Source organism: Paenibacillus sp. FSL R5-0810 (assembly GCF_038002285.1).
GTDB lineage: Bacteria > Bacillota > Bacilli > Paenibacillales > Paenibacillaceae > Paenibacillus_AQ > Paenibacillus_AQ lactis.
The window spans coordinates 770,140-796,289 of the sequence record NZ_JBBOCF010000001.1; the positions used below are offsets into that span (position 1 = coordinate 770,140).

The window sequence follows — 26,150 nt, forward strand, 5'->3', positions numbered from 1 at the left end:
GTAAATAAAGGAGAGGGCGAATGCAGACCTATGAGCAAGAGCTGCAGCAGGTAAAGTCGTTTCTGCTGGAGCACGATGACTATTTGGTTGTGTCGCATGTTCAGCCCGATGGAGATGCAGTCAGTTCCACCCTTGCGGTGGGCTGGCTTCTCTCATGTCTGGGCAAGAAATTCACGATGATCAATGAAGGGCCGATCCCGAAACGAATGAACATGCTGTGGCATGCCGAGGATATTATCAACGGGTCGGAAGAGCTGCCGGATCGGACGTTTACGCATGTGATCTGCGTGGATTGCGCGGATTTTGCCCGGGTAGGGCACATCCGGACGTTGTTTGCCGAGAATGCCAGAATCGTGAACATCGACCACCACCCTACCAATGACCGGTACGGCTCCGTTAACCTGGTGCTGCCTCAAGCCGCCGCGACGGCAGAAATTCTGTATGACCTGTTGAATGTATGCGGGATCACCTGGGATGCCGAGATTGCTACGTCCGTCTATACGGGGCTTCTTACAGATACCGGAGGTTTCCGTTATACGAACACGTCGCCTAAAGTGATGAGCATTGCCTCAGAGCTGCTAGGTCATGGCGTTAACGGGCCGGAGCTCGCGGAGATCCTGCTGGAAGAGATGACTCTTCCCCAGATGAAAGTGCTTGTTGAAGCGCTGAATACGCTCCAGGTGTCGGAGGATGGAAAAATCGCATGGGTGCACGTTACCCCTGACCATATGGACCGCTGCGGTGCAGCCAGCGAGGATCTGGAGGGGATTGTCAATTATCCCCGCAATATTCAAGGCGTCGAGGTCGGAATCTTGTTTAAGCTTCTGAAATCCGGTATCGTGAAGGTTAGCCTTCGCTCCGCCGGAAAAGTCGACGTTGCCGCCCTTGCCCAAGGGTTCGGAGGCGGAGGCCATGTCCGGGCTGCCGGCTGCAGTCTGGAGGGGCCTTTGGAGGATGTTATCCCCCGCGTTGTGGAGCAGGTGAGACTACGGTTATGACAGAGTTGGAAGGTATTTTGGCCGTGCATAAGCCCGCCGGCTGGACATCGCATGATGTGGTAGCCAAAGTAAGAGGAATTGTCCGCATGAAACGGATTGGCCATACGGGTACGCTTGATCCGGAGGTTACGGGAGTGCTGCCGCTGTGTTTGGGCAGAGCGACGCGAGTCGTGGAGTATATGCAGGAACTGCCGAAGGAATATGAGGCTGTTCTGCGTCTTGGGTATGCTACGGATACGGAGGATGCCACGGGTACGGTCATTGAAGAGGCAGACAGCGTGCTGGTAACGAGGGAGGAAGCGGAGGAAGCGCTGAGTTCGTTTGTGGGTGAAATCTCCCAGGTTCCCCCGATGTATTCCGCCGTCAAGGTAAACGGCAAGCGTCTGTATGAGCTTGCGCGGGAAGGGAAGACCGTTGAACGCAAAAGCCGGACCGTCACCATTCATGAGATTGAGATGACCGGCTTTGACGCCAGCGGCGCCTATCCCGAAATATCGTTTCGGGTGCTGTGCTCCAAAGGTACATATATCCGCACATTGTGCGTTGATATCGGCCGCAAGCTCGGCGTTCCTTCCGTCATGGTTCGGCTTGTACGCACGATCTCGGCCGGCATTCCGGCAGCCGACTGCCTGACCCTTGAAACCATTGAACAGCTTATGAAGGAAGGACAGCTTCAGAATAAGCTGATTCCGGTCGACCGGGCGGTCTCCCATCTTCCGGCTCATACCGTATCGGATGAGAAAGCGGAAGCTGCCCTGCAAGGACAGCGCTTGTCCGCCAGAGCCGTGGAGCCTCTGGTTGAAGGCGACGAGCCGATCCGGCTCTATGACAGCCAAGGAAGCTTTCTTGGAATCTACAAGCGGCAAGCCGAATCAGGCGCGATCGTGCCAGTGAAGGTATTTTCAAGATAGTGCTTGTTCTAGTTGAATGGAGGTGAGAAACATGAGGATTGTATCGTTGTCCTACCCCATAAATCCGGAGAACGTATTGGAAGCCGGCGTGCCGAAGGTCGCGGCCATCGGACAATTTGACGGTCTGCATCTGGGTCATGAGAGCGTGATTACGACGGCCGTCGGAATTGCGCGGGAGCAAGGGCTTCCTGCCGCTCTCATCACCTTCTATCCCCATCCTAAAGATGTGATCGGCAAAGGAAATTATGAGGGCTATCTTACTCCCCAGGCTGATAAGGAAAAGCTGCTGCAGGAGATGGGGATTGATATCCTGTACGTTGTGGAGTTCAACAAAGCGTTCTCCGAAGTCAGTCCGGAAGCGTTCGTATCGGACATGCTGCTCCCGCTCTCGCTGCAGACGGCCGTGGTCGGATTCGATTTCCGTTTTGGACATAAGGGAGCGGGAGATGCCGTCAAGCTTCAGGCATTAAGCGAAGGGGCGATGTCTGTCGTCACCGTTCCGCCATTCTTAGTGGATGGAGAGAAGGTAGGCAGCTCTTCTATCCGGATTGCCCTGCAGACCGGACAGCTCGCGGATGCTAACCGGTGGCTCGGCAGAAATTACAGCATTCGGGGAACCGTAATCCACGGCGAGAAGCGCGGAAGGCAGATCGGCTTTCCGACGGCGAATCTCGAGCTGACGGATCCGTACGTCATCCCGGCCCTGGGCGTGTACGCCGTGCGTGCCCGTTCGGATCAGGAGGGGGGCTGGATTGCCGGGGTCATGAACGTCGGTGTCAAGCCAACGTTCCATGAAGGCATCACGAAGCCGATCTTCGAGGTGCATCTTTTCGACTACAGCGGCGATTTATACGGTCAGGTCATGACGGTGGAGATGGTTCAATATATTCGGAAAGAGCATAAATTCGAATCGGTGCAGGAGCTTGTGGAGTGGATTCACCGGGATGCGGTCGAAGCCCGCAGGATTCTCAAGGACATGGAATAGGGCAGCACGCTTTTTCGATAAATTGGCGGATCGGATTTTCTTTTTTCGGAAAAGTATGCTATACTCTTAGAGGTTGCCCGGGATTCGGGCAATTTAACCTTGGCTTGGATGTTTGATCTCACCGTCGGTATCTGGGCCAACGGCGATTATGACGAAGGAGGTGAACAGGATGGCATTGACTCAGGAACGTAAACAACAACTGATTGACGAGCACAAAACTCACGAGTCCGATACAGGATCTCCAGAGGTGCAGATCGCTATCCTAACGGAAAACATTACGAACTTGACTGACCACTTGCGTACGCACAAGAAGGATCATCATTCCCGCCGTGGATTGCTGAAAATGGTCGGCCAACGCCGTAAGTTGCTTGCATACTTGAAAAACAAGGATGTAAAACGTTACAGTGCTTTGATCGAGAAGCTTGGATTGCGTCGCTAATCATCCATAGGATTTACCGAAAACAGCCTGGTTGTCCACTGTCCTTCTTGGAACGACAGCGGCACAACCGGGCTCTTTTCTAAGTATTATGGAAATTGCTTTCGTTTGCCCGCTTTCCTGTAAAGCCATGTTGTTATTCATAAGCCGAGGCTTTGCAGCGAAAGATATTCACATAGATATTGATATACCCGATTCGCCTTCCATAAGCTTTAAGCTTCTGCCGGCGTTTCCCGCTTTCGTCATCGAGTGTTCCAAGATGAGTTCGTTGTTTGTCGTACATAAGCTCGAGCAATAGAATCCAGTGAAACACTCCGATCGATCAAACGGGCGGCATTATTAAAGATGATGCTGTTTTTAGGCAATACTGAAAGCTAGAAGACGACAAAAAAATTTATCCCTATGAGGAGGGAATACATGGAAACTAGTGTTGAAATGCAGCTTGGCGGAAGACCTCTCGTACTCGAAACCGGTCGGCTGGCCAAGCAGGCAAATGCGGCTGTTATGGTCCGTTACGGCGACACGGCGGTTCTCTGTACGGTGACGGCTTCAAGTGAGCCGAAGGATTTGGATTTCTTCCCGTTAACGGTGAACTATGAGGAAAGATTGTATGCGGTTGGTAAAATCCCGGGGGGATTCATTAAACGGGAGGGCAGACCGAGCGAGAAAGCAATCCTTGCAAGCCGCTTGACTGACCGTCCGATCCGGCCGCTGTTCCCCGAAGGCTTCCGCAACGATGTTCAGGTCCTTAATCTCGTCATGAGCGTGGATCAGGACTGCGAGCCGGAAATTGCCGCGATGATCGGTACCTCTGCAGCCCTCAGCATTTCCGATGTTCCGTTCAACGGACCGATCGGCGGCGTGGCGGTAGGACGCGTTAACGGCAATTTTGTCGTGAACCCTACAATTGCAGAGCAGGAAGCCAGTGACATTTATCTCGTCGTTGCAGGTACGAAAGACGCGATCATGATGGTTGAGGCCGAAGCGAATGAGGTTCCGGAAGAAGTGATGCTGGAAGCGATCATGTTCGGTCATGAGGAAATCAAGAAGATTGTGGCGAAGATCGAGGAATTGGTGGCCGTTGCCGGCAAGGAAAAGATGGAAGTGAAGCTCCATGCCGTAGACGAAAACGTCAATCGCGAGGTTCGCGAGTTTGCGGAGGCCCGCCTTGTCGAAGCCGTTCGCATTGAAGAGAAGCATGCCCGTCAGGATGCCATCGATGCGATTAATGAAGAGACTTATACCGTATTTGAGGAAAAGTATATTGAAACGCCGGAACTTTTGAAGGATGTTAAAGAGGTTCTTCACGACATCGTGAAGGAGGAAGTCCGTCGTCTCATTACGCATGACAAGGTTCGTCCGGACGGACGCGGCCTGTCCGAGATTCGTCCGATCGAATGCGACACGGGTCTGCTTCCAAGAACCCACGGCTCCGGCTTGTTCACGCGCGGTCAAACGCAAGCGCTCAGCGTATGTACTTTGGGTGCCCTCGGCGATGTGCAGATTCTTGACGGCATCGACCTGGAAGAGACCAAGCGCTTCATGCACCACTATAACTTCCCGCCGTTCAGCGTAGGTGAGGCTCGTCCCCTCCGCGCGCCGGGTCGCCGGGAGATCGGACATGGTGCTTTGGGTGAGCGTGCACTGAGCAAGGTTATTCCTAATGAAGCCGAGTTCCCGTACACGATCCGCCTGGTATCGGAAGTGCTTGAATCGAACGGATCGACTTCCCAGGCGAGCATTTGCGCAAGCACGCTGGCGATGATGGATGCCGGTGTACCGATCAAAGCGCCTGTAGCAGGTGTAGCCATGGGCTTGATTAAGGACGGAGAGCATGTATCCATTCTGACGGACATCCAGGGAATGGAGGACCATCTCGGCGATATGGACTTCAAAGTTGCCGGAACGCCGGATGGGGTTACCGCCATTCAGATGGATATCAAAATCGACGGCATTGACCGCGCGATTTTGCAGGAAGCACTCCAGCAAGCAAAGGAAGGACGCATGCATATCCTCGGCAAAATGATGGAGGTCATCAAAGAACCGAGAGCAAGCTTGTCCCAATATGCGCCTAAGATCATCACGATGCAGATCAATCCGGACAAAATCCGCGATGTCATCGGAGCCGGCGGCAAAATTATCAACAAAATCATTGAGGAAACCGGCGTGAAGATCGATATCGAACAGGATGGACGCGTATTTATCGCTTCTTCGAATGAAGAGATGAACCGCAAAGCTCTTACGATTATCGAAGGCATTGTGAAGGAAGTCGCGGTCGGCGAAATTTATACCGGTACCGTCAAACGGATCGAGAAGTTCGGCGCGTTCGTGGAAATTTTGCCTAATAAAGACGGGCTGGTTCACATTTCCCAGCTGTCGACCGAGCGGGTGGCGAAGGTGGAGGATGTTGTTGCCATTGGTGACGTCATCACCGTTAAGGTCACGGAAATCGATCAGCAAGGACGCATTAACCTGTCGCGCAAAGCGGTATTGACTGCGGAAGCGAAGTAAGCGCGGGCCATGGCCTGAGCGTCCGAAATAGCAAATGAAGAAAGAGGCAGAACCTGATTCTGGCTCTTTTTTTGCGTCTAGCTCGCCATACACCCTCATACCGAGGCCGCAGCTCTACTTTTGGCTCATAATTCCGGAGCCCGGCACATAAAATGGGACAAAGCTGCCTGAGGGGGAGTGGGAGAGCCCATGAAAGATAAGAAAATCGCCGTGCTCCTGACCGGTACCGCATTGGTATCGGCTGCCGCCGTGTTCAGCGGCGCGTGGGGTTATGTGTCCGGACTTGAGCCCGCGGCAAATACAAAGCTCGTGAACAGCAGCAGTCTTACGGGAGCGGTAGTCGACGTGGAGCTGCTCAATCAGATTGAGGCTGCGGCTGCCAAGGAAAGAGTAGAGCCTGTTGACGCGAGAGTGGACAGAGTATGGGAGGCAATCCCCGGCTATAACGGACTTGAGGTCGATGTGGAGGCTACATATAATCTGGCCGTGAAGAACCGGGGGAAGGGAGAGGCCCTCCCGCTCGTATATCGTGAAATTCCGGCCAAAGTAACGCTAAACGACCTGGATCTTGCATCTCACCCGATCTATCGGGGGAACCCGAATAAACCGATGGTGTCGCTCATGATTAATGTTGCCTGGGGCAACGAATTTCTGGAGCCCATGCTGAATACGCTCGATGAGGAAAATATCAAGACCACCTTCTTCCTCGACGGCAGCTGGCTCAAGAAAAATCCGGAGCTTGCAGGCGAGATTGTAAAGCGGGGCCATGAAGTCGAGAATCATGCTTTCACCCATCCCAACATGAGCCGTCTAAGCAGGGAACGCGCCGATCTGGAAATTGCGAAAACGCAGGAGCTGCTTAAGACCAGTTTAGGGGTGGAAAATAAATGGTTTGCGCCCCCTTCCGGCGATTTCAACAAGCAGACGGTAGCGATCGCCCATGCCCGGGGGCTGAAAACGGTGCTGTGGACGCTTGACACCGTGGACTGGCAGCATCCTGAGCCGGAAGCGGTCGTTCAGAAAATAAGCAGTAAAGTCGAACCAGGCTTCCTCATTCTCATGCATCCAACAGACTCCTCCTCGAAAGCGTTGAAGGGCATGATTGACGGGATACGGGCCAAGGGTCTATCGATCGGCACGGTCAGCCAGACGCTTTCGCCTGACCGGATCATGCCGGGTGGAACCTAGAAGTCCAGGGTGTTGTGGCACATGGTAAAGTTTGATAGAATGAATGGATGGCATGAGGCTGTTGGTCAGCTGAAATGAACCTGGATGGACAGTTAGGGGGGCCTTGCGTGAAAAAAATACAATTGTCAAACGGCCTGCGTGTGGTTATGGAGAGCATCCCCACAAGTCGTTCGGTATCCTTCGGCATCTGGGTGAAGACCGGATCCCGCAATGAGACGCCGGAGATCAATGGGATTACGCATTTTATAGAGCATATGATGTTCAAAGGGACGGAGCGGTTTGACGCCCGTGCGATTGCCGAGCAGTTCGATGCGATCGGTGGAAACGTCAACGCGTTCACGGCTAAAGAGTATACCTGCTATTATGCTAAGGTATTGGATGAGCATTTTCCGATTGCTGTCGATGTTCTCTCCGATATGTTCTTCAACTCCAAGCTGGATGCGGAAGAGCTGGCCAAGGAGAAGAATGTAATCCTGGAAGAGATCGCCATGTATGAGGATACGCCGGATGATCTGGTGCACGACCTGATGTCAACGGCCGTTTATGGCGATCACCCGCTCGCATTTCCGATCCTTGGTACGAAGGAACGGCTGGAAGCGATGGATTCCGATGCGCTGCGCGCTTACATGGAAGATCACTATACGATCGAGAATACGGTCATTGCGCTTGCCGGAAATATCAATGAAGGAACGATCGAGCTGCTGGAGCGGCACTTCGGCGGATTTTCCAATCGCCGTGCGCCCCAAGCCCTTGAGGTGCCGTCATTTCTGGACGGCGTCCAGTTCCGGAAGAAGAAGACCGAGCAGAATCATATCTGCATGTCGTTCCCGGGCTGCTCGATCGGCGAGGATCTGCAATATGCAATGGTGCTTCTTAACAATGCCATCGGCGGTGGAATGAGCTCGCGGCTGTTCCAGGAAATCCGGGAGAAGCGGGGGCTCGCTTACTCGGTATATTCCTATCACAGCTCCCATGCGGACAGCGGCATGTTCACCATCTATGCGGGCACGGCGCCCAAGCAGACGAAGGATGTGCTGGATTTGACGATCGAGATGCTGCATGATCTGGCAACGAACGGAATGACGGAGCAGGAGCTCAAGAAGGGGAAGGAGCAGCTGAAGGGAAGCCTCATCCTTAGTCTGGAGAGCACCAGCAGCCGCATGAACCGGCTTGGCAAGAACGAGCTGATGCTGGGCCGGCATCACACCCTTGATGAGCTGATCAAGCGCATTGAGCAAGTAAGCATGGAGGATGTGAATGCCGTCCTCGACCGAATGTTTAATACTCCATATGCACTCGCGATGGTTGGAACCTCAGACAAAGCATTGAATGGACTTAGGAGGAATGAATTTGTTGCACTACGTTCAAATCCATAGATTACCCGGTAATGAAGATGTGAAGCTGCCTGTGAAAATGTCCGAGCTCGCTGCAGGCTTCGACCTGCATGCCGCTGTACCGGAGCCGGTCGTTCTGCAGCCCGGCGAGCGCAAGCTGATCCCGGCTGGCTTTGCAATGGCCATGCCGGCAGAGCTGGAGGCCCAAATCCGCCCTCGCAGCGGACTGGCGTTCAAGCACGGGATTACCTGCTTGAATTCGCCGGGCACCATCGATGCCGACTATCGCGGCGAAGTGAAGGTGCTGCTCATCAATTTGGGACAAGAGCCATTTACGATCGAGCGGAACGAGCGGATAGCGCAAATGGTATTTCAGACCGTGCCTGCAGTCGCCTTTGCCGAGGTGGAAGAGCTGTCCGAAACCGTTCGCGGCACGGGCGGATTTGGACACACGGGGAAATAGGCTCGCGTTTACGAGTTCTACACATCGAATTGGAAAGGTCGTTTTGGCTGATTAGCCAAGGCGGCCTTTTTTGCCGTTGCCAAGGACATCCCCGGTTTGTCGGGTCTTCCGTGCGACGATGACCATCGGGCCGAAACCTCGCTTCCCGCAGCGTAAGGGGCTATCCAACGCGTTACATGGATAATTCGCTCACCACCTTATGGGCCGCAGCATAAGATGGTCTATACATTGGTTAGAAAGAAAGGAGCGACGCCTTCCATGCTGACTGGAGTCCGGACCGTCTTCGTTGGAGGAGACGCAAGGCAAATTGAAGTGATCCGCAAGTGCGCCGAGATGGATGCTTCCGTCATGATCGCGGGCTTTGAGAAGCTGCAGGATTCATTCCAAGGGGTTACGCGCGAGACGCTTTCCACCGAGCTGATGGCGGATGCCGATGCCCTGATTTTGCCGGTAGTGGGCTGTGATGATGAAGGACGTGTCAGCGCATTGTTTTCGGAAGGTCCATTACGGCTGCAGGAGGATCATATTGCCGCTATGCCGAAGCACGGAGTCGTTTATACCGGCATGGCCAAACCTTATTTACGATCGCTGTGCGACAAATATAACATCAAGCTGGTGGAAATATTTGAGCGGGACGATGTAGCGATCTACAACTCCATCCCGACGGCAGAAGGAGCGCTGATGATGGCGATCCAAAATACCGATTTTACGATTCATGGATCCACGAGCATGGTGCTCGGCATGGGCCGGACGGGATTTACGATGGCGCGGAGCCTGCAGGGGCTCGGTGCGAATGTCATAATGGGCGTACGGAAATCGGAGCATTATGCCAGAGCGGAGGAAATGGGCTGGAAGCCTTTTCTCATAAAGGATTTGGGGACTCACGTAGCCGGCATTGACTTGCTTTTTAACACGATTCCAACTATGATAGTCACAGCACAAATCATCTCGAAAATGCCTCGGGAGGCCGTTATCATCGATCTCGCCTCCGCACCCGGCGGATGCGATTTTCGCTATGCCGAAAAACGGGGTATCAAAGCCATGCTCGCACCCGGACTACCCGGAATCGTGGCTCCTAAGACAGCCGGCATCATTATCGCCAATGCGCTGGTGGAGCTGATTTCTGAAGAAATCAAGATTCGGGGGGATGCGAAATGAATTGGAATGGAAAAACGGTGGGCTATGCCCTGACGGGGTCCCACTGCACGCTGGAAGAAGTGATGCCGCAGATCGAGCGTTTCAAATCGGGCGGAGCGAATGTGATTCCGATTGTATCGAGCACCATCATGACGACGGATACCCGATTTGGGACATCGGAAAATTGGCAGAAACAGTTGAAAGATATAACCGGGAATGATATTATTTCTACGATTGTTGAGGCGGAGCCGCTTGGACCTTCCAAGCTTCTTGATGTGCTGGTCATTGCACCTTGCACAGGGAATACGACCAGCAAGCTGGCGAACGCGATGACGGATAGCCCTGTTCTGATGGCTGCCAAGGCGCAGATGAGAAACTGCAGACCGCTCGTGCTTGCCATTTCAACAAATGATGGACTGGGACTGAATGCAGCCAATATCGCCAAACTGCTGGTTACGAAGAATATATATTTCGTTCCGTTCGGCCAGGATAACCCGCAGCAGAAGCCGAACTCGCTCGTGGCGAGAATGGACCTGATACCGGAAGCCTGCTACGCGGCGTTGGAAGGAAAACAGCTGCAGCCAATGCTCGTGGAATACGCTCATTAATACGATAGGCATCATTTAGAACCTTAACATTCGAAAAACAGCAGACCATGGAGTTTTGCTGAAATCAACCTGCACGAACCGAAGCGGCCAGGCTAAATAGCCGGCCGTTTCAGTCGGTCGGCCCCGAGTTTTCACGCTCCCGGGCATAGATAAACGGAGGAATATGCATGCGCATCTTAGTTCAAAAATTCGGAGGCACTTCGTTGTCCACACCGCAAGCGAGAACCCATGTTATCGGACACATCCGGCGCGAGTTGGACAATCAGTATCGATTGGTTGTCGTGGTGTCCGCGATGGGACGACGTGGGGAACCCTACGCAACAGACACCCTGCTTGATTGGATCGAGCATAACGGAAATGCACTACCAAGCAGGGAAAGGGACATGCTGCTGGGCTGTGGAGAAGTGATATCGGCGACAACCCTGTGCAGCCTGCTCCACCATGAGGGCATTACCGCTACGGTTCTGACGGGCGCCCAAGCCGGATTTCTAACCGACAATCATTTCGGCAATGCACGAATCAAGGATGTGAAGCCTGACCGGGTGTTGAAGGAGCTGGAGTTATATCAGGTCGTGATCGTGACGGGCTTTCAGGGGCAGACCGAGTCGGGTGATTTAACGACGCTCGGCAGAGGAGGCAGTGACACCTCCGCAACAGCACTGGGTGCGGCGCTTCGCGCTGAAATGGTGGATATCTATACCGATGTCAACGGCATTTTGACGGCAGATCCCCGGATTGTAGAGGATGCCAAGCCGTTAAGCTATGTAAGCTACACGGAGATTTGCAACATGGCCCATCAGGGGGCCAAGGTCATTCATCCGAGAGCGGTGGAGATCGCGATGCAGTCCCAAATTCCGGTTCGCGTCCGTTCGACCTTCTCGGATAGCGAAGGAACGCTTGTGACCCAGCCTGAAGGATTCAGGGATATCCAATCCGGTATTGTAGACCGTTATGTGACCGGCGTTGCTTATGTGAGCAACATTACCCAAATTTCGGTCGAGTGCGATCGGACCGAAGGCTTACAGCTGAAGGTATTCAAATCCATGGCTGAGCATTCGATCAGCGTAGACTTTATTAATGTTACCCCGACGGGGGTTGTTTATACCGTATTCGACAGCGATTCGGAAAAAGCGATCGAGGTGCTGCAGAACCTTGGATTGAAGCCAAGAAGCTTATCCGGGTGCGCGAAGGTATCGGTAATCGGAGGCGGCATTAACGGTGTGCCTGGCATTATGGCGAAAATTGTCGAATCGCTCAGCGAGCACGATATTTCGATTTTGCAATCGGCTGACTCCAATACAACGATTTGGGTGCTTGTCAAAAAAGAAGATATGGCTCAGGCGCTGCGCGCGCTGCACAGCAAATTTGAGCTTCATCGATAGATCCGTGTCGTTTTTCCAGGTTTGTGTGACATCATCGTTTATCAATTTATCGGTACGGGATTAAGGTATGGGTAATGCAGATTGCCCTGATTTAGGATATGCTATGTAGAGAATGAAGCAGGTTTTCCCGTATACGGGAAAAAGCTAAGGAGGAATCATTGTGGATTTCGGAAGATTGATTACGGCCATGGTAACCCCGTTCGATCACAGCGGCGAGATCAATTGGGACGAGACGGCAAGATTAATTGAGCATTTGATTGCGGATCAAAAATCAGACTCCCTCGTGATCGCCGGCACAACCGGCGAGTCTCCCACGCTGAGTGAATCGGAAAAGCTCGAATTGTTCGCATTCGCTGTAAAGCAGGCGGCCGGAAAATGCAAAATTATCGCAGGCACAGGCAGCAACAATACCGCACATTCCGTCGAATTGACGAAGAAAGCGGAAGCTTGCGGGGTCGACGGCATCTTGCTGGTTGCGCCATATTACAATAAACCGAATCAAGAAGGTCTGTATAAGCATTTTGAGGCAATCGCAGCAGCAACCTCGCTGCCTGTCATGCTATATAACGTGCCGGGACGCACGGGAGTCAGCTTGAGCACCGCCACGACGTTGCGGTTGGCGCAATTGCCGAATATCGTTGCCACGAAGGAATGCGCCTCGATCGATCAGGTGACTGCGATCGCTGCAGGCGCACCGGAAGGATTTATCGTCTATTCCGGCGATGACTCTGCAGCGCTGCCGGCTCTGGCGGTAGGCGCTTATGGTATCGTGAGTGTTGCAAGTCATATTGCCGGTGCACGGATGAAGGATATGATCGATGCATATGTTGCCGGGAATGTGCAGGAAGCTGCAAAGCTTCACCAATCGTTATTCCCGCTGTTCAAGGGACTGTTCGAGTGTCCGGACCCGCTTCCGAACCCGTCCGCCGTTAAGTTCGCCCTGAATGAAAGAGGCTATCAGGTAGGGGATGTCCGCCTGCCGCTCGTCTCGCCGAGTGAAAGCGAAGCATCGTTTATCCGTTCGATGCTGGCGTCATTGTAATATACCTGCTTCAAAACCGAGTAAACGTACAGCCGCTGCCTGAACAAGGCAGCGGCTTCTTTCGTTTTAAACCGCACCGTTTCGGGCATCCTATGGGACACGTAGGCGGCTGACTTGTGTTTTCACTTTTTCATCATGTATAATGAATTCAAGTGACTGGGTGCGGTATTTTTTTGAAATTTAAATATAACAATGGTACGACGTCCAAAACTATAGGAGGGTTAGATACATTTGTCTAAGAAAATAAGCAGCGATAAACTATCGATTTTTGCCTTGGGCGGCGTCGGTGAGATCGGGAAAAACATGTATGTCATCCAATATGCCAATGACATCGTAGTCGTGGATGCTGGGCTGAAGTTCCCAGAAGAAGATATGCTTGGAATTGATATCGTTATTCCTGATATTAGCTATTTAACGGAAAATCGCGACAAGGTGAGAGGGATTTTGCTGACTCACGGTCACGAGGACCATATCGGCGGACTCCCGTACGTGTTGAAGCACTTGAATGTTCCGGTGTACGGAACGAAATTGACGCTCGGATTGGTGGAGAATAAGCTCAGGGAAGCGAATCTGCTGGGCGAAACGAAACGGATTCTGATTCATGCCGATTCAGAAGTCAAGCTCGGAAACACCATGAAAGCGACCTTCTTCAAGACCAACCACAGTATCCCGGATTCGGTCGGCATCTGCATCGAGACGCCTGAAGGCAATGTGGTGCATACAGGGGACTTTAAATTCGACCATACGCCGGTCAATGACCAATATGCGGATTTGCAGCGGATGGCTGAAATCGGAAGCAAGGGCGTTCTCGCCCTTCTGTCCGACAGCACCAATGCGGAAAGACCCGGCTTTACGCCATCGGAGAAAAATGTGGGCATCGTTCTTGAAGATATTTTCCGCAAGGCCGAGCAGCGTGTGGTGGTGGCTACATTCGCATCGAATGTGCACCGGATCCAGCAAGTGGTGAATGCTGCCGAATCAACCGGCCGCAAGGTTACGGTAATCGGAAGAAGCATGGTGAACGTCGTCTCGATCGCAGCCGAGCTTGGATATCTTCATATCCCGGACGGCATGCTGATCGAGCCGGAAGAGGTTAACAAGATGGCAGCCGACCGCGTGGTCGTATTGTGTACAGGCAGTCAGGGAGAGCCGATGTCTGCGCTTACGCGCATGGCGCGCTCGACCCACCGCAAGGTGGATATTTTGCCTGGCGATACGGTTATCATTGCGGCAACTCCGGTTCCTGGCAATGAGAAGTACGTCGGCCGCACGATCGACGAGCTGTTCCGCCTCGGTGCCGATGTGATTTACAGCGGTTCCAATTCCGGTGTGCACGTTTCGGGACACGGAAGCCAGGAAGAGCTGAAGCTGATGCTGAACCTGATGAAACCGCAATTTTTCATCCCTGTTCACGGGGAATACCGGATGCAGCGCCGTCACGCTCTGCTTGCAGAGTCCGTCGGCGTCGACCCGGACAACATCTTCATTACCGATATCGGGGAGATCGTAGAGATTCAAGGCGGTGCCGCCCGCAAGGCCGGCAAGGTAACCGCAGGCAACGTTCTGATTGACGGGCTCGGTGTAGGCGACGTAGGCAACATCGTGCTGCGTGACCGGAAGCTGTTGTCCCAAGACGGCATCCTTGTCGTTGTCGTTACCTTGAGCAAGCAGAACGGCTCCATCGTATCCGGTCCGGATATCATTTCTCGCGGATTCGTTTATGTCCGTGAATCTGAAGGTCTCCTGGATGAGGCCAACCGTATCGTTTCCAGCACGCTTCAGAAGCTGATGAGTGAGAACGTAAACGAGTGGGCGTCACTGAAAACAAGCGTCAAGGACGCTCTCGGACGCTTCTTGTACGAGCAGACACGCCGCAGACCGATGATCCTGCCGATCATCATGGAAGTGTAATTGTCGTTTTAGCATAACGACCTCAAAAATAATCAGGCACACAGTCGCCTCTCTTTCGCAGGTAATAATTGGACGGTTTCCGCGAAAGAGGGGCTTTTTATGTTGTCTTACAAACCGCAGGGATTCCATCGACCTACAAGCGAAAATCCAGTTCGTGGCGGATTGGCCATCGATCATGTTATCGGAGGGTTTGCCGGGAGAAGGTACTGTCGAGGACGCCTGCTGGCGCCGGAATCGGCCGCCTCATGCACAAGGATAACTTTAAAAAATATGAAAGCCTGCACGCCGATCCCTGCGGCAAGCATAAAACTATGCCGCCGCTTGCCATACTAAGGGTCAGCTATGGATATAGCTGCAGCCCAAGAATAAGTGAAAAGGCAGGGATGGCGTTATGCAAAATGAGCTAGAGTTTACCGGCAGAAAGGGAGCCGGCATTACCGGGGAAACCGAAGCGCCGGCGGCTCCGGCCGAAGAGGGCAAGAAGAGTGCCGTAACGGAAGCGATCACCCAGCTTGGCCAAACCGGAGTGCCGGTCGGCAATGAATCCAATGTATTCTGCATGACCATAATCGGCCAAATCGAGGGGCATTTCGTGCTGCCTCCGCAAAATAAAACAACGAAATACGAGCATATGATCCCGCAGCTCGTGGCAGCCGAGCAGAATCCGAAGATTGAAGGACTTCTCATTATTCTTAATACGGTAGGCGGAGACGTAGAGGCCGGCCTGGCCATCGCCGAGATGATCGCATCGCTGACAAAACCGACCGTCACGGTGGTTATCGGAGGTGGGCACAGCATCGGAGTGCCGATAGCCGTTGCAGCCGATCATTCGTTCATCGCGGAAAGCGCGACAATGACGATCCATCCGATTCGGATGAGCGGCCTTGTGATCGGTGTACCGCAAACGTTCGAGTATATGGAGAAGATGCAGGAGCGAGTCGTCCGGTTTGTCACGAGTCACTCCCGGATCACAGAGGAGCAGTTTAAGGATCTCATGTTCAAGACAGGCGAGCTAAACCGGGACATCGGTACGGCGGTATCGGGCTCCGACGCGGTCGAATACGGGCTGATGGATGAAGTCGGAGGGATCGGTCAAGCACTGCACCGGCTGAATCACATGATTGCCGAGCGTAAAGCAGTCAGCCCGGGGGGGATCACGCAATGAGCTGGTACAGCATTATTCCACTTGAGCGGAGCCTGGCTCCAGGTGCGGACGATATAGAGCCGGGCAGTCGCTTCAGAGAGGTCCGTATCGGAGGCGTCCTGATGGAAGTCGAACCGATGGGAGAGGAGCAGGCCCGGATCGTCCGTCTCCTGGATTGCGGGCTCGAGCATTACTTGAATTCCAGCTATGCTCCGGGCAGTATCGTTCGCTATATTCCGACGATCGCAGCCGATGAAAATGAGGCTAAAGGCTGAAAACAGAACATAGGTACGCCACCGAATTTATGCTATAATATGGTTTCGGGGGTGAGACTTTTTGGCGAAGCGCAGAAAAAAGAAGAAGGCTGCCTTTGCAGCCGTACTGAAGTATGAAATCTACGGGATCGTGCTCATGACCCTCTCGGTGATTGCGTTATCCGGAGAGGCGCCGGTCGGACGTTCCCTGGCCAAGATGTCGGGATATTTGCTTGGCAAATATTATTTCATCATCCCCCTGATCGGTATCTATTACGGATTAATGGTGATGATTCACCGTAAATGGCCGCGTCGTTGGAACAGCAGACGAACCGGCGTTCTTCTTCTGGTCTTAGCGCTCACATTGATGAGCAGCATCGCAGGCTTGGGATCCAAGCTGGCTCCCATCGGGCAGTTGACTGCTTCGAATGTGATGAGCCAGATACATAGCGATTTGCAAGGAGAGCTTCTGCATGGGGAGGTTCGCAGCGATCAACACCCCGTTATGGGCAGAGATATCAGCGGAGGATATGTCGGAGCCTTGCAGTTTGCGCTGTTGATCATGCTGTTTGGCAGCCTTGGCGCAAGACTTATTGTCATCGTCATGCTGTTTATCAGCTTTATGCTGATTACGAACTTGTCTTATGTGGATTTGATGCGAATGTTCCGCGTAAGAGTCGTCAAGGCGGGAGAACGGCTGCAGAAGAAGATGAACAGTCGGCAGACGAAGGCCAAAGCCGCTGCCAGAACAGCCGCGAAGGAAGAGCGGACGCCGCTGCCGGACGATTTTGATGATGATTTGGACGATATGGAGGAGCTGCGGCTGCCGCGTCGTAAAGCCCCGCAGTTTTTCCAGCTGTTTGGCGGCAAGGGTCAGAAAACGGCTCAGGCAGCGCCCGATTTCAACGATGATCATGATGATGACCAAGCACCGGTATTTACGGCCGGGAACGGAGTTCATGATCAAGACGAGAAGGTTCTGTACCGGAATGACGATGAACCGCATTTGTCACCGGAAGCAGCCGAACATTCAGGGGCTCCTTCCTCGCCGATTATCCGTGATTTCTTCGAGCAGGTGAAGCAGGAAGGCAGCCTGCACGAGGAGGCTGATGATTCGGACGGGCCAATCGGCGAACAGGGAATGGACGTATCGCTGCAGCATTCGGAAGCTGCGGTCGATGACGGCCAAGCCGAAGCAGAGGGAGACGGGGCAGCAGCAGGCGCAAACAGCTTGGATGGTGCCGGGAATGGAGCCGAAGAATCCATCCCTGCCGCACCTCCCGCACCACCGCCTAAGCCTTATAAGCTGCCTCCTTTCCGTTTGCTGTCCAAGCCGAAGAATGGCGGAAAAGGCGGGGATCAAAGCGATTACATGCAGACGGCCCGCAAGCTGGAAGCTACGCTGGAAAGCTTCGGCGTCCGTGCCAAGGTGCTGGAGGTCGTAAGAGGGCCTTCGGTGACCCGCTATGAAATCCAGCCGGATATCGGCGTAAAGGTCAGCCGAATCGTCAACCTGACGGATGACATCGCCCTTGCGCTGGCTGCCAAGGATATTCGGATGGAGGCACCGATTCCGGGCAAATCCGCCATCGGCATCGAAGTGCCGAATAATGAGGTATCCATTGTAACCATGCGTGAGGTTATGGAGACACCGATCTTCCAGGAGGCCGAATCGAAGCTGTCGATCGCCTTTGGCCGGGATATTTCGGGCCAGACGATCGTCGGCAACCTGGCACGGATGCCCCATTTGCTCGTCGCAGGTGCGACAGGGTCGGGTAAATCGGTCTGTATCAACGGGATCATTACGAGCATTCTGTATAAGGCCAAGCCGGATGAGGTCAAGTTCCTGATGGTCGATCCGAAGATGGTCGAGCTGAATGTTTATAACGGGATTCCTCATTTGATGGCACCGGTCGTGACCGATCCGAAGCGGGCGTCGCTCGCCTTGAAGAAAATCGTGGTCGAAATGGAGAAGCGCTACGATCTCTTCTCCAAGTCAGGCACCCGCAATATCGAAGGTTATAACAATCTAATGAAAGATAATCCGGCGGCGGTATTGCCATATATCGTCGTTATCGTGGACGAGCTCGCAGACTTGATGATGGTAGCGGCTAACGACGTGGAGGATGCTATTACCCGTCTCGCGCAGATGGCCCGTGCCGCGGGCATCCATCTGATCATAGCAACGCAGCGGCCGTCGGTCGATGTCATTACGGGCGTTATCAAAGCGAATATCCCTTCACGGATCGCCTTTGGCGTTTCCTCTCAGGTCGACTCACGGACCATACTCGATATGGCCGGTGCGGAGAAGCTCCTTGGCCGTGGCGACATGCTGTTTATGCCAATGGGGTCATCCAAACCGATTCGCGTACAGGGAGCTTTTATGAGCGACCAGGAGGTTGAGAATATCGTCTCCTTCGTGCGCGATCAGGGGCAGGCGGAATATGACGAATCGCTTGTTCCGGAGATTGAGGAGTCCGCGCAATCCGAGGATGAGGAGCTCGATGAGCTGTACGATCAGGCGGTCACCATCGTCCTTGAAGCGAAGCAGGCCTCCGTTTCCTTGCTGCAGCGGAGAATGCGCGTCGGCTATACCCGAGCGGCGCGGCTCATCGATTCCATGGAAGCCCGCGGGGTTATAGGTCCCTATGAGGGCAGCAAGCCACGCGAAGTGCTGATGTCGATGGAGCAGTATCAGCAGCAGCAAAACCGAATAAGCTGATGAAGTTTAAGCCAACCAGGTCCGGAAAGGGCGTTTCTTATGGATGAAGAAACGCCCTTTCCGGTTTTATATATATATGGGATGAACGAAAAAAGCGGGTGATAAGCAAGTCGGGGATGGTTTATGGGTTAGCTCCTTATATCATCGCCGTCAACTGTGGCCAGGATGAGCTGCTCGTCATGAGTGTTTATACTTGGCTATTCAACTTGCGGTATCGGCTTGCGGTCATGCTGGTCATTTTTTTGAATGTGCGGTCAAAATGGGTCAGGCTTTCAAATCCGACGGTCTCCGCAATATCGACGATCCGCAGGTCGGTGCTGACCAGCAGCCGCTGGGCCTCCCGGATCCGCGTCAGCTGAATATAATTGACGATCGTAAAGCCGGTGATTTCCTTGAATATGCGGCTGAGGTAGAACGGACTGATGTAAAAGGTATCGGACAGCTGCTTGAGCGTGATTTTAAGCGGATAATGGCTGTTGATAAACTGGACGACATCCGTAATTTTCTGATGCAGCGGGTTCAAGGACGGTGACGCAGGCTTTATGGCGGAAGCGGACAAGCGGTTCGCCTTGATCAGCAGTTCTGTCAGCAGCAGGCGGAGCATATGCTCGAAGGCTGAAGGCCGGTTCAAGATTTCGGCAGCCATGCTGTCGAGAATTTGCATGACGCTGCTCTGCTCGGAAGGACTCAGCCGCAGTACGGGCTGGTCCAGCTCGAACATCCTCAGCAAGCCGGCGGGCAGGAACGGATGACCGCTGCCCAGGAAGGAGTCGCTGAAATTGATGACAATGCGCTCATGCTCGGGATCACCTTGGCCGGATGTTTTATGAACATCGAATTTGTTGATCAGGATCAGATCTCCGGCTTGGATCGAATATAGCTTTTCTTTAATGAAATAACTGCGTTCACCGGAGATCAGATAATAGATCTCGTACGTTCCGTGATAATGGTTATTCCGCTCGAAGGGCCGCGTCCGATGAATGCGATGATAGTAAAATTCCTCTTCTTCGTTGCCAAAAGAGACAATGTGATGATCGACTGGCATATCGCTGTGCCCTCCTTTTGATTATCCGGTCAGTTTTTGGGTTTCATCATCTTAATTCTAATTCTATCAGGCGGGCCGGGAATAAAAAAGCAAGATATGTTGATTTTTAAACGAAGTAAGCAATAAACGTGAAGAAATACAACCGATGATGCCGTATGATTAGAAGTAATCTAAAGAGATGGCAGGTGAACCCATTGAAGGCATTTATGGATGAGCATTTTTTGTTGAACAGCGAGACAGCCCAGAACTTATACCATAATTATGCGAAGAACATGCCGATCATCGACTACCACTGTCACTTAAATCCGCAAATGATTTACGACAACCACAGGTTTGGCAATCTGACCGAGGCATGGATCAACGGAGACCACTACAAATGGCGGGCCATGCGGGCCAATGGCATAGATGAGGCCCATATCACCGGAGGAGAAGGCGTTCAGGACTATGACCGTTTCCTTGCCTGGTCGAAAACGGTTCCCAAAACCCTCGGCAATCCGTTATTCCATTGGTCCCATCTGGAGCTGCGGCGATTGTTCGGGATTCAGGAGATCATCAATGAGCAAAATGCGCCGCGTATATGGGAAGCGGCCAATGCGCGTTTAATGGAGGATGATTTCACGACACGGGGGCTCATCGCTTCAAGTGGGGTGAAAGTGGTGTGCACGACGGATGATCCGGCGGATTCCCTGGAATACCATATCAAGCTAGCGCAAGAAGGGGAAAGCCGGTTTCAGATGCTACCTTCCTTCCGGCCGGACAAGGCGCTTGAAATCAACCGTCCGACCTTCACGGGCTGGGTGAAGCAGCTGTCGGAGCGGTGCGGGAAGGACATTGGAAGCTACACCGAATTTTTGGAGGCGTTGTCGGATCGAATTCAATTTTTCCATTCGGTTGGGGGACGGGTTTCGGATCATGCGCTCGACTTTGTGCCATACCGCGAAGCAACGGAGCGTGAAGTCGCAGACATCTTTTTGAAAGCGCTTGAAGGGCGTCCGGTTTCCCGTGAAGAAGAAGAGCAGTTCAAGACCGCAACACTGCTTGAGCTGGGTCGGATGTACGCAAAGCTGGGATGGGCGATGCAATTTCATATTAACGCTCATCGGAACAATAACACCCGGATGTTCCGGCAGCTTGGTCCGGATACCGGTTATGATTCGATACACGACGGCTTGATTGCCGAGCCGCTGGTCCGTTTATTGGACCGCCTGGATCAAGAACAAGCGCTTCCGAGAACGATTCTGTATTCATTGAACCCTAGAGACAACGACATTCTTGCTGCGCTCATCGGAAGCTTCCAGGGAGATGGAATCGCGGGGAAAATCCAGTTCGGATCGGCCTGGTGGTTCAACGATACGAAAGACGGCATGATGGATCAGATGAGCAAGCTCGGAAATATGGGGCTGCTCAGCCGCTTTGTCGGCATGCTGACCGATTCCAGAAGCTTTCTGTCCTATACGCGTCATGAATACTTCCGGCGGGTGCTGTGCGATCTCATCGGAGACTGGGTCACGAAAGGCGAAGCCCCGGCAGATCTGCCATGGCTGGGCGGAATTGTCCAGGATATTTGCTATTACAATGCAGAGGCCTACTTCCGATTCGGACAGGCAAGAGAAGGAGCATGACGATGGATACGATGCGTGAAGATACGCTTCCGCTGCTTAACCGCCATACGCTGGAGCAGCGGGAGGCAGGAAAGCTAAAGCCGGAGACGGATGCCCGCAGTTATCCTGTAAGAGCATTGCAGATCGGAGAAGGAAATTTTTTGAGAGGGTTTATCGATTGGATGCTGTTTGAGTGCAACCGTCAGGGATTGTTCCGGGGCAGCGTGGCCGTCAGCCAGCCGAGGCCGGGTGGTAAATATAAGCTGGACCAGCTACGCGAGCAGGACGGAATTTATGGGCTGCTGGTCAAAGGAATTCAAAACGGACATGAAATCGAAGAACGGCAGCTGATTTCCATATTTTCAAGATTTATCGATCCTTATTCGGAGTGGGAGACATTCCTGTCGATGGCTGAAAACCCAGAGCTTGATCTCATTGTGTCCAATACGACCGAGGCCGGAATTTGTTATGAGGAGATCCCTTGGACTCCTTCCGAGCCGCCGGCCACTTATCCCGGGAAGCTGACTATGCTTCTGAATCGACGGTTCGAGCATTTCCGGGGAGATCCCGGCAAAGGCCTGATGATCATGCCGTGCGAGCTGCTGGAGCGGAACGGAGACGCCTTGAAGGCGATTGTGCTCCGGCATGCGGACGATTGGGGACTGTCTGACGCATTCAGGAAATGGTTAGACGAATGCAATATGTTTCTGAATTCACTGGTCGATCGAATCGTGACCGGATATCCCGACAATGCGCCGGAATATTTTCGCGAATGGGGCTTTGAGGACCGACTGCTGAATACGGCAGAGCCTTATTACTTCTGGGCGATTGAAGGGGATCCTTCTCTGGACGGGAGGCTGCCGCTGAAAGCAGCTGGACTGCAGGTGGAATGGGTTCCGGATCTGTCTCCCTATCAGATCCGCAAGGTGCGGATTCTGAACGGGACCCATACATTAATGGCGCTGATCGGCCTGCTACACGGTGTAAGCGAGGTCAGGGAGGCAGCTGAGCACCCGATGTGGGGAGCGCGGATTCGAGAAGCCATGCTGAACGAAATCGTCCCGTTGGTCCCGCTGCCTCCAGAATCCGCAAAGCTGTACGCCGATGCGGTTTGGGAGCGGTTCCTTAACCCTTTTATCCGGCATAAGCTGGGCGACATCGCCATGAACAGCGTTTCCAAATTCAGAGTGCGGCTGCTCCCCGGCCTGAAGGGCTATGCGGATCAGTACGGCAAGCTCCCTGACGTAATCACACTGGCGCTGTCGTCGCTAATCAGGCTCTATCAGCCGCATCAGATCGATAATCAGTGGCACGGGACCCGTCTGGATGGCGAACCGGTGCTGCTCCGGGACGATCCGGACGCATTAGCGTTTCTCCATGACGTGTGGCAGAAGGAGCTCCGCGGGGAATGGAGCCGGCTCGAGCGGGTGAATGCCATCTTGGGCTCGGAGCTGCTGTGGGGCGAGAAGCTGAACGATATTCCGGGGCTGGTCCAGAGCGTACACCGAAATCTTCAGGAAATGGAGCGTAAGCAATCATGACCGATTTAATCATCCTTCACCCTAAAGATGATGTAGGGGTTGCGCTCCGTCCTTTAACGGCGGGTGCACATGCCGTAGTCACCATCAATGGGAAAGAGCATGCTATCGAGTTAGCCGAGGATGTGCCGAAGGGACATAAAGTGGCGCTTCGGGTCATCGAGAAGGACCGCTCGGTGTTGAAGTACGGCTATTCCATCGGCAAGGCATCGCAGCTTATTTTACCCGGGGCGTGGGTCCATACGCATAATTTAAAGACGGGACTTGCCGGCGAGGTGGAGTACCATTATACGCCTGGCCGTACAAGCGCTCCGCCATTCGTTCCGGCGGGCAATCCGGCACAAGCGGGGCCAACGTTCCAGGGCTATTTGCGCAGGAATGGCGAAGCCGGCATCCGCAACGAAATTTGGATCATTAATACCGTCGGCTGCATCAATAAAACCTGCGAGCAGCTCGCCCGGATAGCAGACCAGCAGTTTCGCGGTAGAGGAATTGACGGGGTTTACCATTTCCCGCATCCGTACGGTTGTTCCCAGCTCGGGGACGATCTGGCCCATACCCAGCGCCTCCTTGCTTCCTTGGCGCGGCACGGCAATGCCGCAGGCGTGCTGATCGTCGGATTGGGCTGCGAAAACAATCAAATTGACCAGATGCAGGCGTTAATCGGTGAAGACGAGCCGGACAGAGTCCGATACATGCGTGCACAGGACGTAGAAGACGAGCTTGCATCCGGGCTGGCGATGATCGAGGAGCTTGTGAATTATGCCGAGGGCTATCAGCGTTCCGAGCTTCCGTTGTCGCTGCTGAAGATCGGGCTTAAATGCGGCGGTTCCGACGGGCTTTCCGGCATTACCGCCAACCCTCTAGCCGGCCGGATCGCGGATTGGGTAACGGCGGCAGGCGGCACTGCGCTGCTGACGGAGGTGCCCGAAATGTTCGGCGCGGAGACGATCCTGATGGAACGGGCGGAAAATGAGCAGGTATTCCAAGAGATAACGTCGCTCATTAATGATTTCAAGCAGTACTTCATTTCCCATGGCCAGCAAATCTATGAAAATCCTTCCCCTGGTAACAAAGACGGCGGCATAACCACGTTGGAGGAAAAATCACTGGGATGCACGCAGAAGGGGGGAACGGCCATCGTTTCCGCTGTCCTGCCATATGGCGAAAGGTCTAGCCGCCCGGGATTGAACCTGATTCAGGCTCCCGGCAATGATTTGGTGTCCGTTACGGCGCTTGCAGCGGCCGGAGCGCATCTCGTGCTCTTCACGACGGGAAGAGGAACGCCGTTCGGCGGGCCAGTGCCAACGGTAAAGATTTCTACGAATTCGGAGCTCGCCGCCCGTAAGCCCCATTGGATCGATTTCAATGCGGGAACATTGGTGGAAGGAGCCCGTATGGAAGAGCTCGAGGAGGCATTGACCGATCAGATCCTTCAGCTGGCCTCGGGGGTGCGGCGGACACATAACGAAATGGGCGGCTTCCGGGAAATCTCCATCTTCAAGGATGGCGTTATTCTGTAAATCGGTATTCTGATGTTCAGCTCAAGCAGATCATTTAAAGAGCGAGTTCAAAAGTCCGGTTTTTCAACACTGAAGCTTATGCTTCGGCCCGGCTGAATTCAAGATTCGATGCCGGGTTACTTTGATTCGCCTCGTGATCAAAGATGACTTTTTGAACAACCTCTAAAGGGAGGAAGTAGAGATGTCCAATCAAACGCAGCACAAAGCGCCCGCAGACATTACACCACTCCGGCTTGGCATCGAGGCCTGCCGTTCCATCATGGAGACATTTTCCCCTGAGGAGCTCCCGCCTGCCGGGAGATGGCATTACCATCAGGGCGTGTTTCTGACGGGAATGTTCCAGCTCTGGAAGAGATGCGGAGAAGCGCGATATTTGGAATATATAAAAGGTTATGTCGATCATCTCGTCGATACAAACGGGAATGTACTGCTGGACCGCGGCGAGCTGGATTCCGTTCAGGCCGGCCTGCTGCTGCTGGAGCTGGACGCGATCAAGCCAGAGCGCAAATACAAGGCAGCGGCGGATAAGCTGCTTCGCCTGCAGTCTGCCTTGAACCGGACGACCGAGGGAGGATATTGGCATAAGGACCGGTATCCTTACCAGATGTGGCTTGACGGGCTGTACATGGGCGGCGTGTTTACGATGAAATACGGACAGCAATACGGGCAGCCGCATTTGTATGATGAAGTGCTGTATCAGGAGCAGCTGATGCGAAAAAATACGCGGAATGAAGCGAGCGGCTTGTATTACCATGCATGGGATGAGAGCAGGCATATGCCGTGGGCCGATCCGGCCACAGGCCAATCGCCCGAATATTGGGGGCGGTCCGTGGGATGGTATGCGCTATCGCTTGTCGAATTTCTTGATATGCTCCCTGAGGATCATGCGGGAAGGGCAACGCTTATACCGGTGCTGCGCGACTTATGCAAGGCTCTCGTTGGTTGCCAGGACCCGGCGAGCGGACTATGGTATCAGGTGCTGGATAAAGGAGGGGAGCCGGATAATTGGCTGGAAACGTCATGCTCAAGCCTCTTTGTGTATACACTGGCAAAGGGCGTGCGGCTGGGCCATCTGGATTCTTCGTGCCTGGAGCATGCTCGGCGCGGGTACCAGGGACTGGTCGATGCGGTATACTACAATGAACGGGGTCAGCTGATCATGCCCGATATTTGTATCGGGACAGGCGTCGGCGATTACAGGCATTACGTGCAGAGGGACCGCTGCGAAAATGACCTTCACGGGGTAGGCGCTCTTGTCATGGCATGCGTCGAGCTGGATCAAAGCGAATCGCTGCATGGATGAAGCAATGGTCATGATTTGCGCATATGGTGTTAATTTGCGTTAAAAATGGGTGCTCGTAATGATCATTTGATCATGCGGGGCACCCTTTTTGTCGTGAAAAAGCATCCTGCTGCA

At 53.5% G+C, this 26,150-nt stretch carries 21 protein-coding genes; 20 read left to right on the top strand and 1 reads right to left on the bottom strand.

Going from position 1 to position 26,150, the window contains the following annotated elements; genetic code table 11:
• Positions 1-20 precede the first annotated feature (20 nt).
• The 16 genes from MKX76_RS03600 to MKX76_RS03675 all read left to right on the top strand — a co-directional run bounded on the left by MKX76_RS03600 (position 21) and on the right by MKX76_RS03675 (position 19,026).
• Complete coding sequence (locus MKX76_RS03600) at positions 21-998, top strand: DHH family phosphoesterase (protein WP_028405662.1); 978 nt, start codon at positions 21-23, stop codon at positions 996-998.
• Positions 995-1,909 carry a tRNA pseudouridine(55) synthase TruB gene (gene truB, locus MKX76_RS03605; protein ID WP_028405661.1) on the top strand — a complete coding sequence of 305 codons (915 nt, stop codon included), beginning with the start codon at positions 995-997 and terminating at the stop codon, positions 1,907-1,909. The genes MKX76_RS03600 and truB overlap by 4 nt, the downstream gene beginning before the upstream one ends.
• 31 nt (positions 1,910-1,940) lie before the next feature.
• Entirely contained in the window at positions 1,941-2,894 is a 954-nt protein-coding gene (locus MKX76_RS03610) for a bifunctional riboflavin kinase/FAD synthetase (protein WP_028405660.1), read from the top strand.
• A gap of 169 nt (positions 2,895-3,063) precedes the next feature.
• Complete coding sequence (rpsO, locus tag MKX76_RS03615; RefSeq protein WP_006211281.1) at positions 3,064-3,333, top strand: 30S ribosomal protein S15; 270 nt, start codon at positions 3,064-3,066, stop codon at positions 3,331-3,333.
• A gap of 414 nt (positions 3,334-3,747) precedes the next feature.
• Positions 3,748-5,841 (top strand): polyribonucleotide nucleotidyltransferase, encoded by a 2,094-nt coding sequence (gene pnp / locus MKX76_RS03620; RefSeq protein ID WP_007128705.1) that lies wholly within the window; start codon positions 3,748-3,750, stop codon positions 5,839-5,841.
• Positions 5,842-6,030: 189 nt separating this feature from the next.
• Positions 6,031-7,029: a polysaccharide deacetylase family protein gene (locus MKX76_RS03625; protein WP_341032999.1), complete on the top strand. Its 999-nt coding sequence runs from the start codon at positions 6,031-6,033 to the stop codon at positions 7,027-7,029.
• 107 nt (positions 7,030-7,136) lie between these two features.
• Positions 7,137-8,405: a M16 family metallopeptidase gene (locus MKX76_RS03630; RefSeq protein ID WP_341033000.1), complete on the top strand. Its 1,269-nt coding sequence runs from the start codon at positions 7,137-7,139 to the stop codon at positions 8,403-8,405.
• The gene (gene dut / locus MKX76_RS03635) at positions 8,380-8,826 is read left to right on the top strand and encodes a dUTP diphosphatase (RefSeq protein WP_208604280.1); all 447 of its coding nucleotides are present in this window, start codon (positions 8,380-8,382) and stop codon (positions 8,824-8,826) included. The genes MKX76_RS03630 and dut overlap by 26 nt, the downstream gene beginning before the upstream one ends.
• Positions 8,827-9,084: 258 nt before the next feature.
• Entirely contained in the window at positions 9,085-9,984 is a 900-nt protein-coding gene (gene dpsA, locus MKX76_RS03640; protein WP_341033001.1) for a dipicolinate synthase subunit DpsA, read from the top strand.
• A complete protein-coding gene (locus MKX76_RS03645; protein WP_007128700.1) occupies positions 9,981-10,571 on the top strand; it encodes a dipicolinate synthase subunit B in 591 nt (196 codons plus the stop codon). The genes dpsA and MKX76_RS03645 overlap by 4 nt, the downstream gene beginning before the upstream one ends.
• 167 nt (positions 10,572-10,738) lie before the next feature.
• The gene (gene dapG / locus MKX76_RS03650; protein WP_341033002.1) at positions 10,739-11,953 is read left to right on the top strand and encodes an aspartate kinase; all 1,215 of its coding nucleotides are present in this window, start codon (positions 10,739-10,741) and stop codon (positions 11,951-11,953) included.
• Between the two features lie 160 nt (positions 11,954-12,113).
• The gene (dapA, locus tag MKX76_RS03655) at positions 12,114-12,995 is read left to right on the top strand and encodes a 4-hydroxy-tetrahydrodipicolinate synthase (RefSeq protein ID WP_341033003.1); all 882 of its coding nucleotides are present in this window, start codon (positions 12,114-12,116) and stop codon (positions 12,993-12,995) included.
• 231 nt (positions 12,996-13,226) lie between these two features.
• Complete coding sequence (locus tag MKX76_RS03660; RefSeq protein WP_007128697.1) at positions 13,227-14,906, top strand: ribonuclease J; 1,680 nt, start codon at positions 13,227-13,229, stop codon at positions 14,904-14,906.
• Positions 14,907-15,297: 391 nt separating this feature from the next.
• Positions 15,298-16,071 carry a ClpP family protease gene (locus MKX76_RS03665; RefSeq protein WP_007128696.1) on the top strand — a complete coding sequence of 258 codons (774 nt, stop codon included), beginning with the start codon at positions 15,298-15,300 and terminating at the stop codon, positions 16,069-16,071.
• Positions 16,068-16,325 (top strand): YlzJ-like family protein, encoded by a 258-nt coding sequence (locus MKX76_RS03670; protein ID WP_007128695.1) that lies wholly within the window; start codon positions 16,068-16,070, stop codon positions 16,323-16,325. The genes MKX76_RS03665 and MKX76_RS03670 overlap by 4 nt, the downstream gene beginning before the upstream one ends.
• 61 nt (positions 16,326-16,386) lie before the next feature.
• Positions 16,387-19,026 carry an FtsK/SpoIIIE family DNA translocase gene (locus MKX76_RS03675; protein ID WP_341033004.1) on the top strand — a complete coding sequence of 880 codons (2,640 nt, stop codon included), beginning with the start codon at positions 16,387-16,389 and terminating at the stop codon, positions 19,024-19,026.
• A 187-nt stretch (positions 19,027-19,213) separates the two neighbouring features.
• Here the strand turns inward: MKX76_RS03675 and MKX76_RS03680 are convergent, their stop codons facing one another.
• Positions 19,214-20,071 carry an AraC family transcriptional regulator gene (locus MKX76_RS03680; protein WP_341033005.1) on the bottom strand — a complete coding sequence of 286 codons (858 nt, stop codon included), beginning with the start codon at positions 20,069-20,071 and terminating at the stop codon, positions 19,214-19,216.
• Between the two features lie 194 nt (positions 20,072-20,265).
• Between MKX76_RS03680 and uxaC the strand changes: the two genes are divergently transcribed.
• The 4 genes from uxaC to MKX76_RS03700 all read left to right on the top strand — a co-directional run bounded on the left by uxaC (position 20,266) and on the right by MKX76_RS03700 (position 26,036).
• Positions 20,266-21,693: a glucuronate isomerase gene (gene uxaC, locus MKX76_RS03685; protein ID WP_341035021.1), complete on the top strand. Its 1,428-nt coding sequence runs from the start codon at positions 20,266-20,268 to the stop codon at positions 21,691-21,693.
• A 2-nt stretch (positions 21,694-21,695) separates the two neighbouring features.
• Positions 21,696-23,213: a tagaturonate reductase gene (locus tag MKX76_RS03690; protein WP_341033006.1), complete on the top strand. Its 1,518-nt coding sequence runs from the start codon at positions 21,696-21,698 to the stop codon at positions 23,211-23,213.
• A complete protein-coding gene (locus MKX76_RS03695; RefSeq protein ID WP_341033007.1) occupies positions 23,210-24,733 on the top strand; it encodes a UxaA family hydrolase in 1,524 nt (507 codons plus the stop codon). The genes MKX76_RS03690 and MKX76_RS03695 overlap by 4 nt, the downstream gene beginning before the upstream one ends.
• Before the next feature lie 181 nt (positions 24,734-24,914).
• A complete protein-coding gene (locus MKX76_RS03700; protein WP_341033008.1) occupies positions 24,915-26,036 on the top strand; it encodes a glycoside hydrolase family 88/105 protein in 1,122 nt (373 codons plus the stop codon).
• The last annotated feature ends 114 nt before the right edge of the window (positions 26,037-26,150 follow it).

Coding starts and splice junctions, on each gene's coding strand:
- MKX76_RS03600 (WP_028405662.1), top strand. CDS start 21: ATGCAGACCTATGAGCAAGAGCTGCAGCAGGTAAAGTCGTTTCTGCTG.
- truB (WP_028405661.1), top strand. CDS start 995: ATGACAGAGTTGGAAGGTATTTTGGCCGTGCATAAGCCCGCCGGCTGG.
- MKX76_RS03610 (WP_028405660.1), top strand. CDS start 1,941: ATGAGGATTGTATCGTTGTCCTACCCCATAAATCCGGAGAACGTATTG.
- rpsO (WP_006211281.1), top strand. CDS start 3,064: ATGGCATTGACTCAGGAACGTAAACAACAACTGATTGACGAGCACAAA.
- pnp (WP_007128705.1), top strand. CDS start 3,748: ATGGAAACTAGTGTTGAAATGCAGCTTGGCGGAAGACCTCTCGTACTC.
- MKX76_RS03625 (WP_341032999.1), top strand. CDS start 6,031: ATGAAAGATAAGAAAATCGCCGTGCTCCTGACCGGTACCGCATTGGTA.
- dpsA (WP_341033001.1), top strand. CDS start 9,085: ATGCTGACTGGAGTCCGGACCGTCTTCGTTGGAGGAGACGCAAGGCAA.
- MKX76_RS03645 (WP_007128700.1), top strand. CDS start 9,981: ATGAATTGGAATGGAAAAACGGTGGGCTATGCCCTGACGGGGTCCCAC.
- dapG (WP_341033002.1), top strand. CDS start 10,739: ATGCGCATCTTAGTTCAAAAATTCGGAGGCACTTCGTTGTCCACACCG.
- MKX76_RS03665 (WP_007128696.1), top strand. CDS start 15,298: ATGCAAAATGAGCTAGAGTTTACCGGCAGAAAGGGAGCCGGCATTACC.
- MKX76_RS03670 (WP_007128695.1), top strand. CDS start 16,068: ATGAGCTGGTACAGCATTATTCCACTTGAGCGGAGCCTGGCTCCAGGT.
- MKX76_RS03680 (WP_341033005.1), bottom strand. CDS start 20,071: ATGCCAGTCGATCATCACATTGTCTCTTTTGGCAACGAAGAAGAGGAA.
- MKX76_RS03690 (WP_341033006.1), top strand. CDS start 21,696: ATGGATACGATGCGTGAAGATACGCTTCCGCTGCTTAACCGCCATACG.
- MKX76_RS03695 (WP_341033007.1), top strand. CDS start 23,210: ATGACCGATTTAATCATCCTTCACCCTAAAGATGATGTAGGGGTTGCG.
- MKX76_RS03700 (WP_341033008.1), top strand. CDS start 24,915: ATGTCCAATCAAACGCAGCACAAAGCGCCCGCAGACATTACACCACTC.